Below are 16,816 nucleotides of genomic sequence, written 5' to 3'. Positions count from 1 at the left end.
GGGCAGGGGAGGGGCAGGCTAGGGGAGCGCGTTGGTAACAACTTCTCAACAATCTGGGAAACCGCTGTGAACTGTGTTACTCGACGTGTTGCAGGCCACTAAAGTAGCTGGCATCAGTGCGCCTCGGCGCAGCGCTGCGAACGCCTCAGTGACAACAGTGTTTCGGGAGCAACACCGTAAGCGGACAGTCATTGAACACCCGTCGCATCGCCTACCCCTTCCTGGAGGAACTTTGAAGAACTCACTGCGCGCAACTCTCAAGCGCGGTTCCATGGCCGGCGTCGCCACCGCGGGTGCGGCCGCCCTGCTGCTGACCGGCTGCGGCGCCGCCCCGTCCTCGTCCAACGCCTCAGGCTCGGCCACCAAGTCCGACTACACCGCCTGCATGGTGTCCGACTCCGGCGGGTTCGATGACAAGTCGTTCAACCAGTCCGGCTACGAGGGCCTGCAGAACGCCGCCAAGGACCTCGGCATCAACGAGAAGCACGTCCAGTCCAAGGCTGACACGGACTACGACCCGAACCTCCGCTCCATGGTCCAGCAGGGCTGCAAGCTCACCGTGACCGTCGGCTTCCTCCTCGGCGACGCCACCAAGTCCATCGCGACGGCCAACCCCAACAACCACTTCGCGATCATCGACTACAACGACCCGACCTTCCCGAAGAACGTCAAGCCGATCGTCTACGACACGGCCCAGGCCGCGTTCCTGGCCGGCTACCTGGCCGCCGGAACCTCCAAGACCGGCAAGGTCGCCACCTTCGGCGGCATCAACATCCCCACCGTTACCATCTTCATGGACGGCTTCGCCGACGGCGTGAAGTACTACAACCAGAAGAAGAGCAAGAACGTCCAGCTCCTCGGCTGGGACAAGGACAAGCAGGACGGCACCTTCGTCGGCGACTTCAAGCAGGTCGACAAGGGCAAGGTCCTGACCCAGGGCTTCCTGGACCAGGGCGCGGACATCGTCCTGCCCGTCGCCGGCCCGGTCGGCGGCGGCGCCGGCAGCGCCATCCTGGACGCCAAGTCCAAGGGCAAGGACGCCAAGCTCATTTGGGTTGACTCCGACGGCTACCTGACCGCCGCCGAGTACAAGTCCGTGATCCTGTCCTCCGTGCAGAAGACCATGTCCACCGCCGTCGAATCCGTCATCAAGGACGACAAAGACGGCAAGTTCGACGCCGCCCCGTACATCGGCACCCTGGAGAACGGCGGCGTGGCCCTGGCCCCGTTCCACGACCTGGATTCCGCTGTTCCGGCCGACCTCAAGAGCGAGCTGGACCAGCTGAAGAAGGACATCATCTCCGGCACCGTCAAGGTCGAGTCGAAGTCCAGCCCGACCAAGTAAGCACCACACCGCGGGGCGCGCTGCCCTTCCGCCGTCACCCGGCCGAAGGGCAGCGCGTTCTGTTTTGCCGGGACCTCCCGGCACCCCGCCGGCCCGCCTCTGGGGAAGCCCGCCCGGCCACCACCCTGCCCAGCAACCACCCGTGACACTAGGCTGGGATCACCCGCTGCGCTGCCGCCCACCACGGCGCCGGAGCAGTCCATTTACACAGACAGATTGGTTGGGGTTTTGAAACTCGAACTGAAGGGGATCACGAAGCGCTTCGGATCCCTGGTAGCCAATGACCACATTGACCTGGTCGTCGAACCCGGGCAGGTGCACTGCCTGCTGGGAGAAAACGGCGCCGGCAAGTCCACCCTGATGAACGTCCTCTACGGTCTCTACGACCCCACCGAGGGCGAGATCTTGGTGGACGACAAACCCGTGGTCTTCAAGGATCCGGGCGAGGCGATGGCCGCAGGCATCGGCATGGTCCACCAGCACTTCATGCTCATCCCGGTCTTCACCGTTGCCGAGAACGTGGCCCTCGGCAACGAGACCACCAAGGCCGCCGGGCTGCTGAACCTGGACGCCACGCGCGAGAAGATCCGGCAGATCTCGGACCAGTACGGCTTCGACGTCGACCCCGACGCGATGGTCGAGGACCTGCCCGTCGGCGTCCAGCAGCGCGTCGAGATCATCAAGGCCCTGGTCCGCGACGCCGAGGTCCTGATCCTGGACGAGCCCACCGCCGTGCTCACCCCGCAGGAAACGGACGAACTCCTGGACATCATCCGGCAGCTGAAGCGGGATGGGAAGTCGATTGTCTTTATCTCGCACAAGCTCCGCGAGGTCAAGGCAATCTCGGACACCATCACCGTCATCCGCCGCGGCAAGGTCGTCGGCCAGGCCGACCCCTCCGCCTCACCCACCGAGCTGGCCTCCGCCATGGTGGGACGCGCCGTCAGCCTGAACCTGGACAAGGCCCCCGCGAAGACAGGCGACGTGACCTTTACGGTCCGGAACCTCACAGTGACCGACCACAACGGTCAACACGTCGTCGATGGGCTGTCCTTCGACATCGCCAAGGGCGAGGTCCTGGCCATCGCCGGCGTGCAGGGCAACGGCCAGACCGAACTGACCGAGGCGATCCTCGGCGTCCAGCCGCACGTCACCGGCTCCATCACGCTCGATGGCGAGGAACTGCTGGGCAAGAGCGTCAAGCACGTCCTCGGCGCCGGCGTCGGCTTCGTCCCTGAGGACCGCACCCTCGACGGCCTGGTAGGCACCTTCACCATCGCCGAGAACATGATCCTGGACCTCTACGACAAGGCCCCGTTTGCGCGTGGCGTCGGGATGAAGCCCTCCGTGATTGCCGAGAACGCGGCCAAAAAGGTCGAGGAATTCGACGTCCGCACCCCCTCGGTCGCCGCCGCCGTCGGCACCCTTTCGGGCGGCAACCAGCAGAAGGTGGTGCTGGCCCGCGAGCTCTCCCGCCCGCTGCGGCTCTTCATCGCCTCCCAGCCCACCCGCGGCCTGGACGTCGGCTCGATCGAATTCGTGCACAAGCGCGTCATCGCCGAACGCGACCACGGCACCCCGGTCATGATCGTCTCCACCGAACTCGACGAGGTCATGCAGCTGGCGGACCGGATCGCCGTGCTCTACCGCGGCAAGCTGGTCGGCATCGTGCCCGCCACCACCTCCCGCGACGTGCTGGGCCTGATGATGGCCGGCGTCCCGGCCGCCGAAGCCGAAGCCAGCGCCTCCGCCCACGCCCCCAGCGGCACGACGACGACGGCGCTCCCGGAGCCTGCCGGCCACGAAGGAGAAACCCATGTCTGAGAAGACAACCCCCGAGCCCCAGGCTCCCGGCGGCACCACCCCCGAACCGCAAACGCCCGGCGGCACCACGAAGGAGGCCGTCGCCTCCGACGTCGCCCTCGACACCGCCGGCGGCCAGATGCCTCCCTCGGCCGTGCCCGCCGCAACCCAGCTGCACGGCGGTGACCGCGAGGGCTCGGTCATGCACAAGATTTTCACCGGCAACGCCATGGTCTCCGTGCTCTCGGTCCTGCTGGCGATCGTGCTCGGCGGCATCCTGATGGCCGTCACCAACCCGAAGGTCGCGGCCGCGGCCGGGTACTTCTTCGCCCAGCCCGGCGACCTGCTCACCGAGGTCATCCGGCCCTACACCGCACTCGTGCAGGGATCGATCTTCAACTGGGCCGGGGCCGACCTGTCCGCCCAGCTGTACCCGATCACGGAGACCTTCACGGTCGCGACCCCGCTGATCTGCGCCGGCCTCGGCGTCGCCCTCGCCTTCCGCGCCGGACTGTTCAACATCGGCGCCCAGGGCCAGATCATCTTCGGTGCCCTGTTCGGCGCCTACGCCGGCTTCGCCTGGCACCTGCCCATCGGGCTGCACCTGCTCGTCGTCATCGTTGCCGGCCTGGTCGGCGGCGCGGTCTGGGGCGGCGTCGTCGGCCTGCTGAAGGCCCGTACCGGCGCCCACGAGGTGATCGTCACGATCATGCTCAACTACATCGCCAACTTCCTGCTGCTGTTCCTGCTGACCACCCCGGCTTTCCAGCGCAAGGGCTCCACCAACCCGATCTCGCCGTTCCTGGACCCCAGCGCCCTGTTCCCGGAGCTGCTCGGACCGCAGTTCCGCCTGCACGCCGGGTTCCTGGCCGCGATCCTGGCTACCGTGTTCGTCTGGTGGCTGCTGAACCGCTCCACCATCGGCTTTGAGTTCCGGGCCGTCGGCGCGAACCCGAGCGCCGCGCGCACCGCCGGCATCAACGTCGCCCGCAGCACCATCCTGGTGATGGCGATCGCCGGCGCCCTGGCCGGGCTCGCCGGCATCGCCCAGGTCTCCGGCACGGAGAAGTACCTCTCCGGCGGCGTCGCCGCCTCGATCGGCTTCGACGCCATCACCGTCGCCCTGCTGGGCCGTTCGACGCCGTGGGGAACGTTCTTCGCCGGCTTGCTGTTCGGCGCCTTCCGCGCCGGCGGCGTGGCCATGCAGGCCCAGACCCAGACCCCGATCGACATCGTCCTGGTCATCCAGTCCCTGATCGTGCTGTTCATCGCGGCGCCCCCGCTGGTGCGGGCGATCTTCGGACTGAACCCCCGTAAGAAAAAGACCACCACGAGTGGGACCGCCGGCACGCGCGCCGGCGGCGTGAAGAGCGGAGCGGCAGCATGAGCGCCACCACACACTCCCCGGCCAGCACGCCGGGCACCGGGAAGGGCGGAGCCACCGCCCCCGGCGGCAAGGCCGGAACCCCGGCCGCGTCCGAGCTGGTGAGCTGGAAGGCCGGCATCGGCCTGGGCCTGCTGGCCGTCCTCGGCACCGTCCTGTTCGGCTTCCTGGCCAACACCAAGTCCGCGGGCTTCCGGATCGCCGAGGCCCGCGACCCGAACGCCTCCTCCGCCGCGGCCTGGATCACCCTGGCGGTCGCCCTCGCCGCCGCCGCCTACGTCGGCTACCGCTGGATCAGCCAGCGGCGCGACGGCGGACCCTTGGACCGCTGGATCCCCGCCACCACCATCGCCGCCGTCGTCGTCCTGGGCCTGGCCGCCCTCGGCGTCGCGCAGGTGGAAAAGGTCACCGTGCCCTCGATGGTGTTCGGCTGGATCTGCTCGGTGCTGCTGTTGGCCCTGGCCGGCTACACCATCTGGCTGACCCTGCAGCGCCGCCGCACTCCCGGCTGGGTGGGCGGGCTCTTCGCTGTCGTCTTCCTGGTCGGCTTCATGATCTGGATCGTCGCCGGCGGCCGCGACCCGGAACCCTCCATTTCCCTCGGCGGCCTGATGGCCGGCGCCGTTACGCTGGCCGTGCCGCTGGTCTTCGGTTCCCTCTCCGGCGTGCTCTGCGAGCGGGCCGGCGTGGTCAACATCGCCATCGAGGGGCAGCTGCTGCTGGGCGCCTTCTCCGCCGCCGTCGTCGCCACCATCACCGGCAACGTCTACGTGGGCCTGGTATCCGCCGCGATCGCCGGTGCGCTGGTCTCCCTGGTCCTGGCCGTGGTCAGCATCAAGTACCTGGTCAACCAGATCATCGTCGGCGTCGTGCTCAACGTCCTGATCAGCGGCCTCACTAGCTTTCTGTTCTCAACCCTGCTCACCGCGGACCCGGAGCACCTGAACAAGCCGGGCAGGCTGCAACCGGTGGACATCCCGTTCCTGGCCGACATTCCGATCATCGGACCCATCCTGTTCCGCCAGTCCCTGGTGGGTTACCTGATGTACGTCGCCGTGATCGTGGTCTACGTCGGGCTGTTCCACACCAAGTGGGGCCTGCGCGTGCGCGCCGTCGGCGAACACCCGCAGGCGGCCGACACGGTGGGCATCAACGTCAACCGCACCCGGTTCATCAACGTCCTGATGGGTGGGGCGATCGCCGGGATCGGCGGTTCCTTCTTCACCCTCGTGTCCGTGGACGCGTTCAGCAAGGATATGTCCGGTGGCCGCGGCTACATCGCCCTCGCCGCCATGATCTTCGGCCGCTGGAACCCCATCGGGGCCTTCCTGGCCGCGCTGCTGTTCGGCTTCGCCGACAACCTGCAGAGCATCATCACCATCATCGGCTCGCCGGTGCCCAGCCAGTTCATGGCGATGCTGCCCTACGCCCTGACCGTGATCGCCGTCGCCGGGCTGGTGGGACGGTCCAGGCCGCCCGCGGCCGGCGGCATACCGTACGTGAAGGGGTGACCGGCGTGACCGGAACCCCCGACGTCGAGCCCGTGGACCTCACCGCCGCGGTGGACTGGGCGGCCCTCGAGGCCGCCGCCATCGCGGCGATGCGGAACGCCTATGCGCCCTATTCGTCCTTCCCGGTGGGGGCCGCCGCCCTCACCGCGGACGGTCGGATCGTCAGCGGCTGCAACGTCGAAAACGCCAGTTACGGCCTCACCCTCTGCGCCGAGTGCACCCTGGTGGGCAACCTGCAGATGACCGGCGGCGGAACGCTGCGGGCCTTCTACTGCGTCGACGCGCACGGCACCGTCCTGATGCCGTGCGGCCGCTGCCGCCAGTTGCTCTACGAATTCCGCGCCCCGGACATGGAACTCATGACCACCCAGGGCATCAAGACGATGGACCAGGTGCTGCCCGACGCCTTTGGCCCCCAACATCTGGAGGAAACCCGATGACCCCGTCCACCCACTCTTCCGCTAACACGGAATCCTTCGACGCCGTCGACATCATCCGCACCAAGCGGGACAAGGGCACGCTGAGCGCCGCCCAGATCGACTGGACCATTGACGCGTACACCCGCGGCGCCATCGCCGACGAGCAGATGGCCGCCCTGAACATGGCCATCCTGCTCAACGGCATGGACCGCGCGGAGATCTCCCGCTGGACCGCGGCGATGATCGCCTCCGGCGAGCGGATGGACTTCTCCAGCCTGCGCCGGCCCGACGGCGGCGTGAAGGCCACCTCGGACAAGCACTCCACCGGCGGCGTGGGGGACAAGATCACCCTCCCGCTGGCACCCCTGGTGGCCGTCTTCGGCGTCGCCGTTCCGCAGCTCTCCGGCCGCGGCCTGGGCCACACCGGCGGCACCCTGGACAAGCTCGAGGCGATCCCCGGCTGGCGCGCGGACCTCAGCAACGAGGAAATGCTCGCCCAGCTGCAGGACGTTGGCGCTGTCATCTGCGCCGCCGGCGCCGGCCTGGCCCCGGCGGACAAGAAGCTCTACGCCCTGCGCGATGTCACCGGAACGGTCGAGGCGATCCCGCTGATCGCGTCCTCGATCATGAGCAAGAAGATCGCCGAGGGCACCGGTTCGCTGGTCCTGGACGTCAAGGTGGGCAGCGGCGCGTTCATGAAGGACGAGGCGCGGGCCCGGGAGCTGGCCGAGACCATGGTGGCCCTGGGCAAGGACGCGGGCGTCAACACCGTGGCCCTGCTGACCAACATGAACACCCCGCTGGGCCTCACTGCCGGCAACGCGATCGAGGTCGAGGAGTCCGTGGAGGTGCTCGCCGGCGGCGGTCCCGAGGACGTCGTCGAACTCACCGTCCGGCTGGCCGAGGAGATGCTGGCCTGCGCCGGCGTCCACGACGCCGACCCGCGGGCCGCGCTCAAGGACGGCCGCGCCATGGACGTCTGGAACCGGATGATCGAGGCGCAGGGCGGCGACCCACGCGCGGCGCTGCCGGTGGCCAGGGAATCCGAAACCATCTACGCCCAGGCCGACGGCGTGCTGGTGGAACTCGACGCGATGGCCGTCGGCGTCGCGGCCTGGCGCCTCGGCGCCGGCCGCGCCCGCAAGGAGGACCAGGTCCAGGCCGGCGCCGGTGTACGGATGCACGCCAAGCCCGGCGCCACCGTTCGCGCCGGCGAGCCGCTGATGACGCTGCTGACCGACACCCCGGAGAAGTTCGACCGGGCCAAGGAAGCACTGGGGCACGCCGCCGTGATCGCCCCCGAGGGATCCCGTCCGGCCCAGCAGCTGATCATCGACCGCATCGCCTAAGACCACCGCGGGGACCCGGCAGTACACTGGCTGCACAGCAGTCCGGGAGAAACCGGGTCCCGCCGTGCGTTAGGAAACCGTGCAGGCAATTAACGACTTCATCCTGGCAGCCGCGGGCCAGCCGTGGGTTCTCATCCTGGTGTTCGCCTGCTGCCTCGTCGACGGGTTCTTCCCGCCGGTGCCGAGCGAGTCCGTGGTGGTGGGCCTGGCCGCCGTCACCGCCAGCGCCGGCGTCCCCAACCCGGTCCTGCTGCTCGCCGTGGCCGCCGCCGGGGCCTTCGCCGGAGACAACATCGCCTATGCGATCGGCCGTTCCGCCGGGACCGACCGCTGGCGCTGGATGCGAGGCTACCGGACCCAGCGGGCGCTGGCCTGGGCCGGCCGGGAGCTGAGGAAACGGCCCGCATCGCTGATCATGGTGGCCCGCTTCATCCCCATCGGCCGAGTTGCCGTCAACCTCACCGCCGGGGCAACCGGCTATTCCCGGCCCCAGTTCGTCGGCCTCACCGCGCTCTCCGCGGTCCTCTGGGGCGCGTACTCGGTGGGCATTGGACTGTTCTTCGGCCAATGGTTCGATCACAACCACCTGCTCGCCGCCACAATCGCCATCATCTGTGCGGTCCTGCTCGGCATCGCCGTGGACCTGGTCCTGAACCGGCTGCGCCGGGGAAGCCCGATGAAGGCGCCGTGACGACCCCGCGCACCGCCGTGACCTCGCCGCGTAGCGCCGGGGGAGCCGGGCATGGGACACTGGGATGCGATGCACATCACCCCGTCGACGACGGCGTGAGACGCCTCCCGTTCCGTACCCTTTCCGTTGTCCGCACCCGTTCAGTTTCCGAGGAGCACAGCCCGCGTGGAGTTCATTAATGAGGCCGTGCTCCATGCTGCCGGCCAATGGTGGATTTACCCCCTCCTGCTGGTCTTCTTCTTTGTCGACGGCTTCGCCATGGTGGTGCCCAGCGAGACCCTGATCGTGGCCCTCGCCGCGTACTCACGGCACAGCGGTGAGCCCAACCTCTGGATCCTCGGCCTCACGGCCCTCGTCGGTGCGATTGCCGGCGACAACATGGCTTACCTGCTGGGAAGCCGGATCGGGCTGGAACGCTTCCGCTGGATGCGCAAGCCCAAGGTGCAGCGGGTCTTCGCCTGGGCCCGGTACGAGCTCGAAAAGCGCGGCGCCGTGCTGATCTTCACCGCCCGCTATATCCCCTGGGGACGCGTCGCGGTCAACTACGTCGCCGGCACCACGGGCTTCCCGCACCGCCGCTTCTTCCTGCTCGACGCCTTCGCCTGCCTGACCTGGGTGGCGTACTCGCTGGGCATCGGACTGCTCGCCAGCTCCTTCCCGTGGCTGCACCACAACCCGCTGCTCAGCGCCGGAATCGCCGTCGTCTTCGCGATCGTGCTGGGCGTGGGGGTGGACCACGCGCTGCGCTGGTGGCACAAGCGCCTGGGCCGCCGCGACGAGGCCGCCGGCGAGGTTGCACCGGAGTCCGCTCACGGGAGCGCGCCGGAGCCCGCCCACGACGGCGCACCGAGGCCCGCACACGAGGCCGGGGCCGCCACACGGCACGCGCCAAGCGACGCCTCGCGGAAGTAGCGCCGCGGCGCCGTCCGACCCTATGGTGGGAGCGTGACTGAGACTATTGCTGACGATGCCCCTGACCTCGAGTTCGACCTGAAGGTCCTGCCGAAGGTTTCCCTCCACGACCACCTGGACGGCGGACTGCGTCCGGCCACCATCATCGACCTGGCCGCCGAGGTCGGGCACACTCTGCCCTCCACCGATCCCGTGGCGCTGGGGGAGTGGTTCCGGGAGTCCGCTGACTCCGGTTCGCTCGTCCGTTACCTCGAGACCTTCGACCACACCATCGCCGTGATGCAGACCAAGGAGGGCCTCTTCCGGGTCGCCAAGGAATTTGTCGAGGACCTGGCCGACGACGGTGTCGTCTACGGCGAGGTGCGTTGGGCACCCGAGCAGCACCTGCAGCGGGGACTGACCTTGGACGAGGTCGTCGAGGCGGTCCAGGCCGGGCTCGACGCCGGCGTCGAGGCCGTCTCCGAAACCGGCCGCGAGATCCAGGTGGGCCAACTGATCACCGCCATGCGCCACGCCGACCGCAGCCAGGAAATCGCCGAACTCGCCGTCCGCCACCGCCACCAGGGCGCCGTCGGCTTCGACATCGCCGGCGCCGAGGACGGCTTCCTGCCCTCCCGGTTCAAGGACGCCTTCACCTACTTGGCCCAGCACAACTTCCCGGCCACCGTGCACGCCGGCGAGGCCGCCGGCCTGGAAAGCATCCAGTCCGCCCTGGTGGACGGCCGCGCCCTGCGCCTGGGCCACGGCGTCCGGATCGCCGAGGACGTCAGCATCGAATTCGAGGAAGCGGAGAGCGACGGGACCGAGGGCGACGAGGTTCCCGACACCATCGGCATGGTCACCCTCGGCGACCTCGCCGGCTGGGTGCGCGACCGGGGCATCGCCCTGGAAATCTGCCCCTCCTCCAACCTGCAGACCGGCGCCATCTCCGGCTTCGGCGAGGGCATCGAGAGCCACCCCGTGGACATGCTCTACCAGCTGGGCTTCAACGTCACCATCAACACCGACAACCGGCTGATGAGCGGCGTGACCCTCACCGACGAGTTCGAACTGCTGGTGGAAACCTTCGACTACGATCTCGACGACCTGCTGGAACTCACCCTCAACGCCGCCGAGGCCGCCTTCCTCCCGCTGGAGGAGAAGGAAGCCCTGGTCGAGTACATCAACGAGGCCTACGCCGACCTTGGCTAGCAACCCCGAGGCCGCTCCTTCCGGGGCAGTGGACGCGCTCCTGGACGTGATCGCCCAGCTGCGACTCCACTGCCCCTGGATGGGCGCCCTCACCCACGACTCCCTCGTGGAGTACCTCCTCGAGGAGGCCTTCGAGACGGCGGAAACCATCGAGGGCGGGCACGGCGACGCCGAACTCCGCGCCGAGCTGGGCGACGTGCTGCTCCAGGTGGTGCTGCACGCCCGGCTCGCCGAGGAACGCGGCGCCTTCGACTTCGACGACGTCGCCCGCGGCCTGCGCGAGAAGATGATCCGCCGCAACCCGCACGTCTTCCGTCCCGACGGCACCCTGCAGGACGCCTTCCCCGCCACGGTGGAGGAAATTGTGCAGACCTGGGACGCGGTGAAGCGGGCGGAGAAGTCCGGGCTCGGCCACGCCTTCGACGGCGTCCCGGCTGCGCTGCCCGCCTTGGCCCGGACACAGAAGCTGCTCGACCGCGCGGAGCGGGCCGGCCTGCCCGCCCGGCCGGCCGCCGTCGTGCCCGCCGTCGTGCCCGAACCACGTGGAACCCGAACCGGAACCGAACCCGCGCCCGATCCGCACACCGAGGAGGAGCTGGGCGAGGCCCTGTTCGCCATGGTGGCCGCCGCCCGGGCCCGGGGGCTGGACGCCGAACGGGCGCTCCGGGCCGCCAACCGCCGCTTCCAGGCCGTCGCCGCGGGCGGGACCGCGCCGCCGGATCCCGCCGCCGGGACACCCCGTCCCGGGTCGTAGCCGGGACTTAATAACTTTCCGTAACCCAGGCCCCTCTGGACTAGGCTAGGGGGTGACGAGGACGTCCACGACGGCTTGACCACCCCTGAGTTTCCAGCAGTCAGATACCCAACACACCGCTTCACCCAAAGGAGCATTTCCATGGCGCTTATCGATGCCATCCACGCCCGCGAGATCCTCGATTCCCGCGGCAACCCGACCGTAGAAGTTGAAGTCCTGCTCTCCGACGGCCAGATCGGCCGCGCGGCGGTTCCCTCCGGCGCCTCCACCGGCGAGCACGAGGCGGTGGAACTGCGCGACGGCGACAAGGGCCGCTACCTCGGCAAGGGTGTCCAGAAGGCCGTCGACGCCGTCATCGACCAGATCGCCCCGGCCCTGATCGGCTTCGACGCCACGGACCAGCGCAGCATCGACCAGGCCATGATCGACCTCGACGGCACCGCCAACAAGGGCAAGCTCGGCGCCAACGCCATCCTGGGCGTCTCCCTGGCCGTGGCCAACGCCGCCGCCGCCTCCGCCGACCTGCCGCTGTACAAGTACCTGGGCGGCCCGAACGCCCACGTCCTGCCCGTGCCACTGATGAACATCCTCAACGGCGGCTCGCACGCCGACTCCGACGTCGACATCCAGGAATTCATGGTCGTCCCGCTGGGCGCCGAGACCTTCTCCGAGGGCCTCCGCTGGGGCGTCGAGGTCTACCACGCGCTCAAGGCCGTGCTGCAGTCCAAGGGCCTGGCCACCGGCCTGGGCGACGAGGGCGGCTTCGCCCCGAACCTGCCCTCCAACCGCGCCGCCCTGGACCTGATCCAGGAAGCCATCAAGAACGCCGGCTACACCCCCGGCAAGGACGTGGCCCTGGCCCTGGACGTCGCCTCCTCCGAGTTCTTCAAGAACGGCTCCTACGAGTTCGAGGGCAAGACCCTGAGCTCCGCCGAGATGAGCGCCTACTACGCCGAACTGGTCGCCGACTACCCGCTGGTCTCCATCGAAGACCCGCTGGACGAGAACGACTGGGAAGGCTGGAAGACCCTCACCGACAGCATCGGGGACAAGGTCCAGATCGTCGGCGACGACCTCTTCGTCACCAACCCGGAGCGCCTGCAGACCGGCATCGACGCCAAGACCGCCAACTCCCTGCTGGTCAAGGTCAACCAGATCGGTTCGCTGACCGAGACCCTGGACGCCGTCTCCCTTGCCCAGCGCAACGGGTACACCACCATCACCTCGCACCGCTCCGGCGAGACCGAGGACACCACCATCGCGGACATCGCCGTGGCCACCAACGCCGGCCAGATCAAGACCGGCGCCCCGGCCCGCTCCGAGCGCGTCGCCAAGTACAACCAGCTCCTGCGCATCGAGGAGGAGCTGGACGACGCCGCACGCTACGCCGGACGCAGCGCCTTCCCGCGTTTCAAGGGCTAGTACCCGCAAAAACCAGTGACCGGTGGCTATGGTGGAAAGAACCATGGCCACCGGTTCTGTTTTGGCCGGCCGGCGCTGGCCCCCGGTCCGGCTAATGTGCCGGCCAGTTGTGAAGGAGTGACATGGCAACCCGCCGTCCCAAAGTTCCCAGGGCAGCCGCGCCGGCAGCCACTGCACCGGCCGCCGGCCGGGGGGAGCCCGACGGCGGCGACGTGATCCGGGCCGACTTCGGCGGATCCCGCCAGGCCCACGCCCCGTCGCAGGTCCCCGGACCGGGCACCAGCCGCACCGCACACCCCGCCCCGGGCCGGACCGCCAACGGCGCCACCGCGGCCGCGACACCGGGCGCCCCCGCGTCCCGCCCCGCTGCCGGCACCCCCAAGGGCCCGTCCGGCACGACGCCGGGAAGCAGGCCCGTCGTCGAACGGGTCACGGACAGCACCGACCCCGTCCCCGCCAAGGCCTTCTCCGGCCGGATGCTGGCGCTGGCCCTGGTCATGGTGGCCATCACCATCCTGCTGGCCCCCACGGTCAAGATCTTCCTCGAGAAGCGCTCCGAAATCGCCGGCCTCCAGGCGGACATCACCGCCAGCCAGGCCAAGCAGGCGGACCTGAAGCGGCAGATTTCACGCTGGCAGGACCCCAACTTCGTCAAACAGCAGGCCCGCGACCGGATTAACATGGTTATGCCCGGCGAAACCGGGTACTGGGTGTTCGGCAGCGACATTCCCGCCGACACCCCGGCCACCGGTGCCGCCGCGACCAGCGGCGACAGCCAGGAAACCCTGCCGTGGGTGGACTCCCTCTGGGAATCCATCCGCCGATCAGCAACAGACTAAAAGCGGCGCCCGCCGCCGGAGCACCGGACCCGGTCCTCCCAACAGGGCAGGAAGGTGCCGCACCCGTGGACCAGAACCGAGTGGACGCCCCCCAGTCCGGAACCGGCGGCCCCGCCGCGGACCACCGCACCCCGACGGCCCGGGACCTCGACGTCCTCAGCCGCCAGCTGGGCCGGCCGGTGCGCGACGTCGTCGAGATCCCGGCCCGCTGCGTCTGCGGCAACCCCCTGGTCGCTGCGACCTCCCCGCGGCTGAGCAACGGCACCCCGTTCCCCACCACCTTCTACCTGACGCACCCGGTCATCACCTCGGCCGTTTCCCGGCTCGAAGCCGCCGGCCTGATGAACGAGATGAACGACCGGCTCGTCGAAGACGCAGAGCTCGCGGACCGGTACCGCTCCGCCCACGAGGCCTACCTTCAGTCCCGCGCCGAGATCGGCGAACGTTCGGGCACCGGCCCGGTCCCCGAGATCGACGGCGTCTCCGCCGGCGGGATGCCCACCCGGGTTAAATGCCTGCACGTCCTGGTGGGCCACTCCCTGGCCGCCGGTCCCGGCGTCAACCCCCTTGGCGACGAGGCCATCGACGCGATCGCCGAATGGTGGACGCGGGACCGCTGCTACTGCGACGGCGCCTGGGACACCGCCGGCGAGGCCCCCAGCCGGGACCTGAGCCGCCACGGCCCGCAGGGCCTGCCCGGCATCGTCGGCCGGCCGGCACCCGTGCGCAAGAACCGGGCCGAAAGCTCCGACACCTCCGCAGCCTCTGCAGCCGGCACGACCGACGGGGCGGCCCAGTGAGCCGCGTCGCCGCCATCGACTGCGGCACCAACTCCATCCGCCTGCTGATCGCCGACGTCGACACTACCGATCCGGCCGCGCCCAAGCTCACCGACGTCGTGCGTGAGATGCGCGTGGTCCGGCTGGGCCAGGGCGTCGACGCCACGGGGGAGTTCGCCCCCGAGGCCCTCGAGCGCACCCTCGCCGCCACCGCCGACTATGCCGGGCTGATCCGCCGGCATGACGCCACGAGCGTGCGCTTCGTCGCCACCTCGGCCACCCGCGACGCCCGGAACCGCCAGGTCTTCATCGACGGCGTCCGCGAACTCCTCGGCGTCGAGCCCGAGGTCATCTCCGGCGACGAGGAGGCTGCGCTGTCCTTCGCCGGCGCCAGCAGCGTGCTGCCCTTCCGCGGAACCGACCCCGTCCTCGTGGTCGACCTCGGCGGCGGCAGCACCGAATTCGTCCTCGGCAACGCCGACGGCGTCATCGCCGCACGCTCGGTCGACGTCGGCTGCGTCCGGATGACCGAGCGGCACCTCAAGGCCGATCCGCCCACCGCGGACCAGGTCGCCGCCGCCACCGCCGACGTCGACGCTGCCATCGACGAGGCCGCCCGGACCGTGCCACTGGAACGGGCCACCGCCCTGATCGGCGTCGCGGGCTCCGTCACCACCATCACTGCCCACGCCCTGAAGCTGCCGGAATACTCCGCGGACGCCATCCACGGGACCGAACTGGGACTGGACGCCGTGCGCGCCGCCTGCACCTCGCTGCTGGACATGCCGCGGGAGAACCGGGCAGCGCTGCCCTATATGCACCCGGGCCGCGTGGACGTGATCGGCGCTGGCGGACTCGTGTGGCGCCGGATTGCCGAACGGATGGCGGAGGCCACCGGCGGCGTCATCACCACGGCCGTGACCAGCGAACACGATATTCTTGACGGAATTGCCCTGAGCATCAGCTAGCGCCGTGCGCCACGCTGCGGCTCCGGCAGTCGAAGCGCCGATTGGACCCGAATGACCAGAGCACCAGCCCGGCTGAGCCGGACCGTCTCAGCCCTGATTGCCGTGGCCCTCGCCGGCGCCAGTGCCGCAGCCACCCTGACGGTGGCCCCGGCCGCCGTCGCCGACAGCACGCGGGATAAGGAATACTGGCTCGCCGAATCCCGCATCACCAAGGCCTGGGAGGTCTCCAAGGGCGCCGGCGTGAAGGTGGCCGTGATCGACAGCGGCGTGGACGGCAAGCACGCCGACCTCGCCGGCGCGCTGGCCGGCGGAACGGACATCTCCGGTGCCGGCGCGCCCGACGGGCAGAAAAGCATCGGGGCCAAGCCCGAACACGGCACCTTGGTAGCCACGATGCTCGCCGGCCGCGGCCACCAGCCTGCCCCGGCCACTGACGCGCCCTCGCCCAGCCCGAGTCCCACCGCCTCCGGGCCGGGACCGGACGGGATCGTCGGCGTCGCCCCCGAGGCCCAGATCCTCTCCGTCTCCACCTGGCTCGGCTCAGCCAACCCCGGCGGCAAGAGCGACCAGGACCAAATCCCGGCCGCCGTGCGCTGGGCCGTGGACAACGGTGCCCGGGTCATCAACATCTCCCTCGGCAGCACCTCCCCGGAATGGCCGCAGAGCTGGGACGCGGCGTTCCTCTACGCCGAACAAAAGGACGTCGTCATCGTCGCGGCGGCCGGAAACCGCGTGGGCGGCAACGTCCAGGTCGGCGCCCCTGCCACGATTCCCGGTGTGCTGACAGTGGCCGGACTGGACCGGAAGGGCGCCGCCAGCATCGACTCCTCCTCCCAGGGCATCAGCATCGGCGTCGCCGCCCCGGCCGAGAACCTCATCGGCGGTCTACCCGGCGGCGGCTACGCCGAGTGGGCCGGAACGTCCGGTGCCACCCCGATCGTCGCCGGCGTCGCCGCCCTGATCCGCTCCAAATGGCCGGACATGACCGCCAGCCAGGTGATCAACCGGATCGTCAGCACCGCCAAGGACTCCGGCGCCCCCGGCAAGGACCCGCTCTACGGCTACGGGGTGCTCAATGCCGAGGCGGCGTTGAAGGCCGACGTCCCCGAAACCACGGTCAACCCACTGGGCACCATCTCCGACTGGATCCGCGTGCACCGGCGGGGCATTCCAGCGACCTCGGCTCCGGCCGCCGCGCCGCCGCCCTCCAGTGCCGCGGCGGCCCTGCCGGAGCCCTCGGTCCCGGTGGCCCAGGCCCCGTCCCCGGCGGACACCGCCGTGCCCGCGCTGGTAGTCCTGGGCTTCGGCGGATTGATCGTCTGCATCATCGCCGGGGCGGCCATCCAGCTCCGCCGGGCTGTCCGGGGGAGCGCCCCGGAGGCCGCCGCCACGGTCCCGGAGCCGGACGACGTCACAGCCCCGAATAGTTAGTGAAGGTTTTCACAAAGT

General features: G+C 69.6%; 15 protein-coding genes. All 15 read left to right on the top strand.

Features of this window, described 5'->3' with window-relative positions; all coding sequences use genetic code 11:
* Positions 1–232 precede the first annotated feature (232 nt).
* The 15 genes from ACFUCU_RS10595 (at position 233) to ACFUCU_RS10525 (ending at position 16,798) form a co-directional block, all read left to right on the top strand.
* Complete coding sequence (locus ACFUCU_RS10595; RefSeq protein ID WP_290258855.1) at positions 233–1,345, top strand: BMP family protein; 1,113 nt, start codon at positions 233–235, stop codon at positions 1,343–1,345.
* A gap of 228 nt (positions 1,346–1,573) precedes the next feature.
* A complete protein-coding gene (locus ACFUCU_RS10590; protein ID WP_290258856.1) occupies positions 1,574–3,169 on the top strand; it encodes an ABC transporter ATP-binding protein in 1,596 nt (531 codons plus the stop codon).
* Complete coding sequence (locus ACFUCU_RS10585) at positions 3,162–4,535, top strand: ABC transporter permease (protein WP_377972472.1); 1,374 nt, start codon at positions 3,162–3,164, stop codon at positions 4,533–4,535. Before ACFUCU_RS10590 ends, ACFUCU_RS10585 begins: the two co-directional genes overlap by 8 nt.
* Entirely contained in the window at positions 4,532–6,043 is a 1,512-nt protein-coding gene (locus ACFUCU_RS10580; protein WP_377972470.1) for an ABC transporter permease, read from the top strand. Before ACFUCU_RS10585 ends, ACFUCU_RS10580 begins: the two co-directional genes overlap by 4 nt.
* Positions 6,040–6,483, top strand: a complete 444-nt coding sequence (locus ACFUCU_RS10575; protein ID WP_377972468.1) for a cytidine deaminase — start codon at positions 6,040–6,042, stop codon at positions 6,481–6,483. Before ACFUCU_RS10580 ends, ACFUCU_RS10575 begins: the two co-directional genes overlap by 4 nt.
* Positions 6,480–7,811, top strand: coding sequence for a thymidine phosphorylase (locus ACFUCU_RS10570; RefSeq protein ID WP_377972467.1), 1,332 nt, complete (start codon positions 6,480–6,482; stop codon positions 7,809–7,811). Before ACFUCU_RS10575 ends, ACFUCU_RS10570 begins: the two co-directional genes overlap by 4 nt.
* A 79-nt stretch (positions 7,812–7,890) precedes the next feature.
* Positions 7,891–8,502: a DedA family protein gene (locus ACFUCU_RS10565; RefSeq protein WP_364136796.1), complete on the top strand. Its 612-nt coding sequence runs from the start codon at positions 7,891–7,893 to the stop codon at positions 8,500–8,502.
* Between the two features lie 165 nt (positions 8,503–8,667).
* Entirely contained in the window at positions 8,668–9,414 is a 747-nt protein-coding gene (locus tag ACFUCU_RS10560; protein ID WP_377972465.1) for a DedA family protein, read from the top strand.
* Between the two features lie 33 nt (positions 9,415–9,447).
* The gene (locus ACFUCU_RS10555) at positions 9,448–10,605 is read left to right on the top strand and encodes an adenosine deaminase (RefSeq protein ID WP_290258863.1); all 1,158 of its coding nucleotides are present in this window, start codon (positions 9,448–9,450) and stop codon (positions 10,603–10,605) included.
* Positions 10,606–10,684: 79 nt separating this feature from the next.
* A complete protein-coding gene (locus tag ACFUCU_RS10550; RefSeq protein ID WP_377972531.1) occupies positions 10,685–11,359 on the top strand; it encodes a MazG nucleotide pyrophosphohydrolase domain-containing protein in 675 nt (224 codons plus the stop codon).
* 141 nt (positions 11,360–11,500) lie between these two features.
* A complete protein-coding gene (gene eno / locus ACFUCU_RS10545) occupies positions 11,501–12,781 on the top strand; it encodes a phosphopyruvate hydratase (protein ID WP_364136802.1) in 1,281 nt (426 codons plus the stop codon).
* A 122-nt stretch (positions 12,782–12,903) separates the two neighbouring features.
* Positions 12,904–13,620, top strand: coding sequence for a septum formation initiator family protein (locus ACFUCU_RS10540; protein WP_290258865.1), 717 nt, complete (start codon positions 12,904–12,906; stop codon positions 13,618–13,620).
* 65 nt (positions 13,621–13,685) lie between these two features.
* Positions 13,686–14,420, top strand: coding sequence for a DUF501 domain-containing protein (locus ACFUCU_RS10535; RefSeq protein WP_377972463.1), 735 nt, complete (start codon positions 13,686–13,688; stop codon positions 14,418–14,420).
* Positions 14,417–15,367 carry an exopolyphosphatase gene (locus tag ACFUCU_RS10530; protein ID WP_377972461.1) on the top strand — a complete coding sequence of 317 codons (951 nt, stop codon included), beginning with the start codon at positions 14,417–14,419 and terminating at the stop codon, positions 15,365–15,367. Before ACFUCU_RS10535 ends, ACFUCU_RS10530 begins: the two co-directional genes overlap by 4 nt.
* 51 nt (positions 15,368–15,418) lie before the next feature.
* Complete coding sequence (locus ACFUCU_RS10525) at positions 15,419–16,798, top strand: S8 family serine peptidase (RefSeq protein ID WP_377972459.1); 1,380 nt, start codon at positions 15,419–15,421, stop codon at positions 16,796–16,798.
* Positions 16,799–16,816 lie beyond the last annotated feature (18 nt).

Origin of the sequence: Arthrobacter sp. NPDC057259, assembly GCF_042668995.1 — a bacterium.
Classification (GTDB): domain Bacteria; phylum Actinomycetota; class Actinomycetes; order Actinomycetales; family Micrococcaceae; genus Arthrobacter.
Note: the sequence above shows the minus strand (reverse complement) of the source record. Positions and strands in the feature narration are given on the sequence as shown.

What these genes read in the sequence shown, in the direction of transcription:
- ACFUCU_RS10585 (WP_377972472.1), top strand. Translation starts at nt 3,162, where the DNA reads ATGTCTGAGAAGACAACCCCCGAGCCCCAGGCTCCCGGCGGCACCACC.
- ACFUCU_RS10580 (WP_377972470.1), top strand. Translation starts at nt 4,532, where the DNA reads ATGAGCGCCACCACACACTCCCCGGCCAGCACGCCGGGCACCGGGAAG.
- ACFUCU_RS10570 (WP_377972467.1), top strand. Translation starts at nt 6,480, where the DNA reads ATGACCCCGTCCACCCACTCTTCCGCTAACACGGAATCCTTCGACGCC.
- ACFUCU_RS10550 (WP_377972531.1), top strand. Translation starts at nt 10,685, where the DNA reads ATGGGCGCCCTCACCCACGACTCCCTCGTGGAGTACCTCCTCGAGGAG.
- eno (WP_364136802.1), top strand. Translation starts at nt 11,501, where the DNA reads ATGGCGCTTATCGATGCCATCCACGCCCGCGAGATCCTCGATTCCCGC.
- ACFUCU_RS10540 (WP_290258865.1), top strand. Translation starts at nt 12,904, where the DNA reads ATGGCAACCCGCCGTCCCAAAGTTCCCAGGGCAGCCGCGCCGGCAGCC.
- ACFUCU_RS10525 (WP_377972459.1), top strand. Translation starts at nt 15,419, where the DNA reads ATGACCAGAGCACCAGCCCGGCTGAGCCGGACCGTCTCAGCCCTGATT.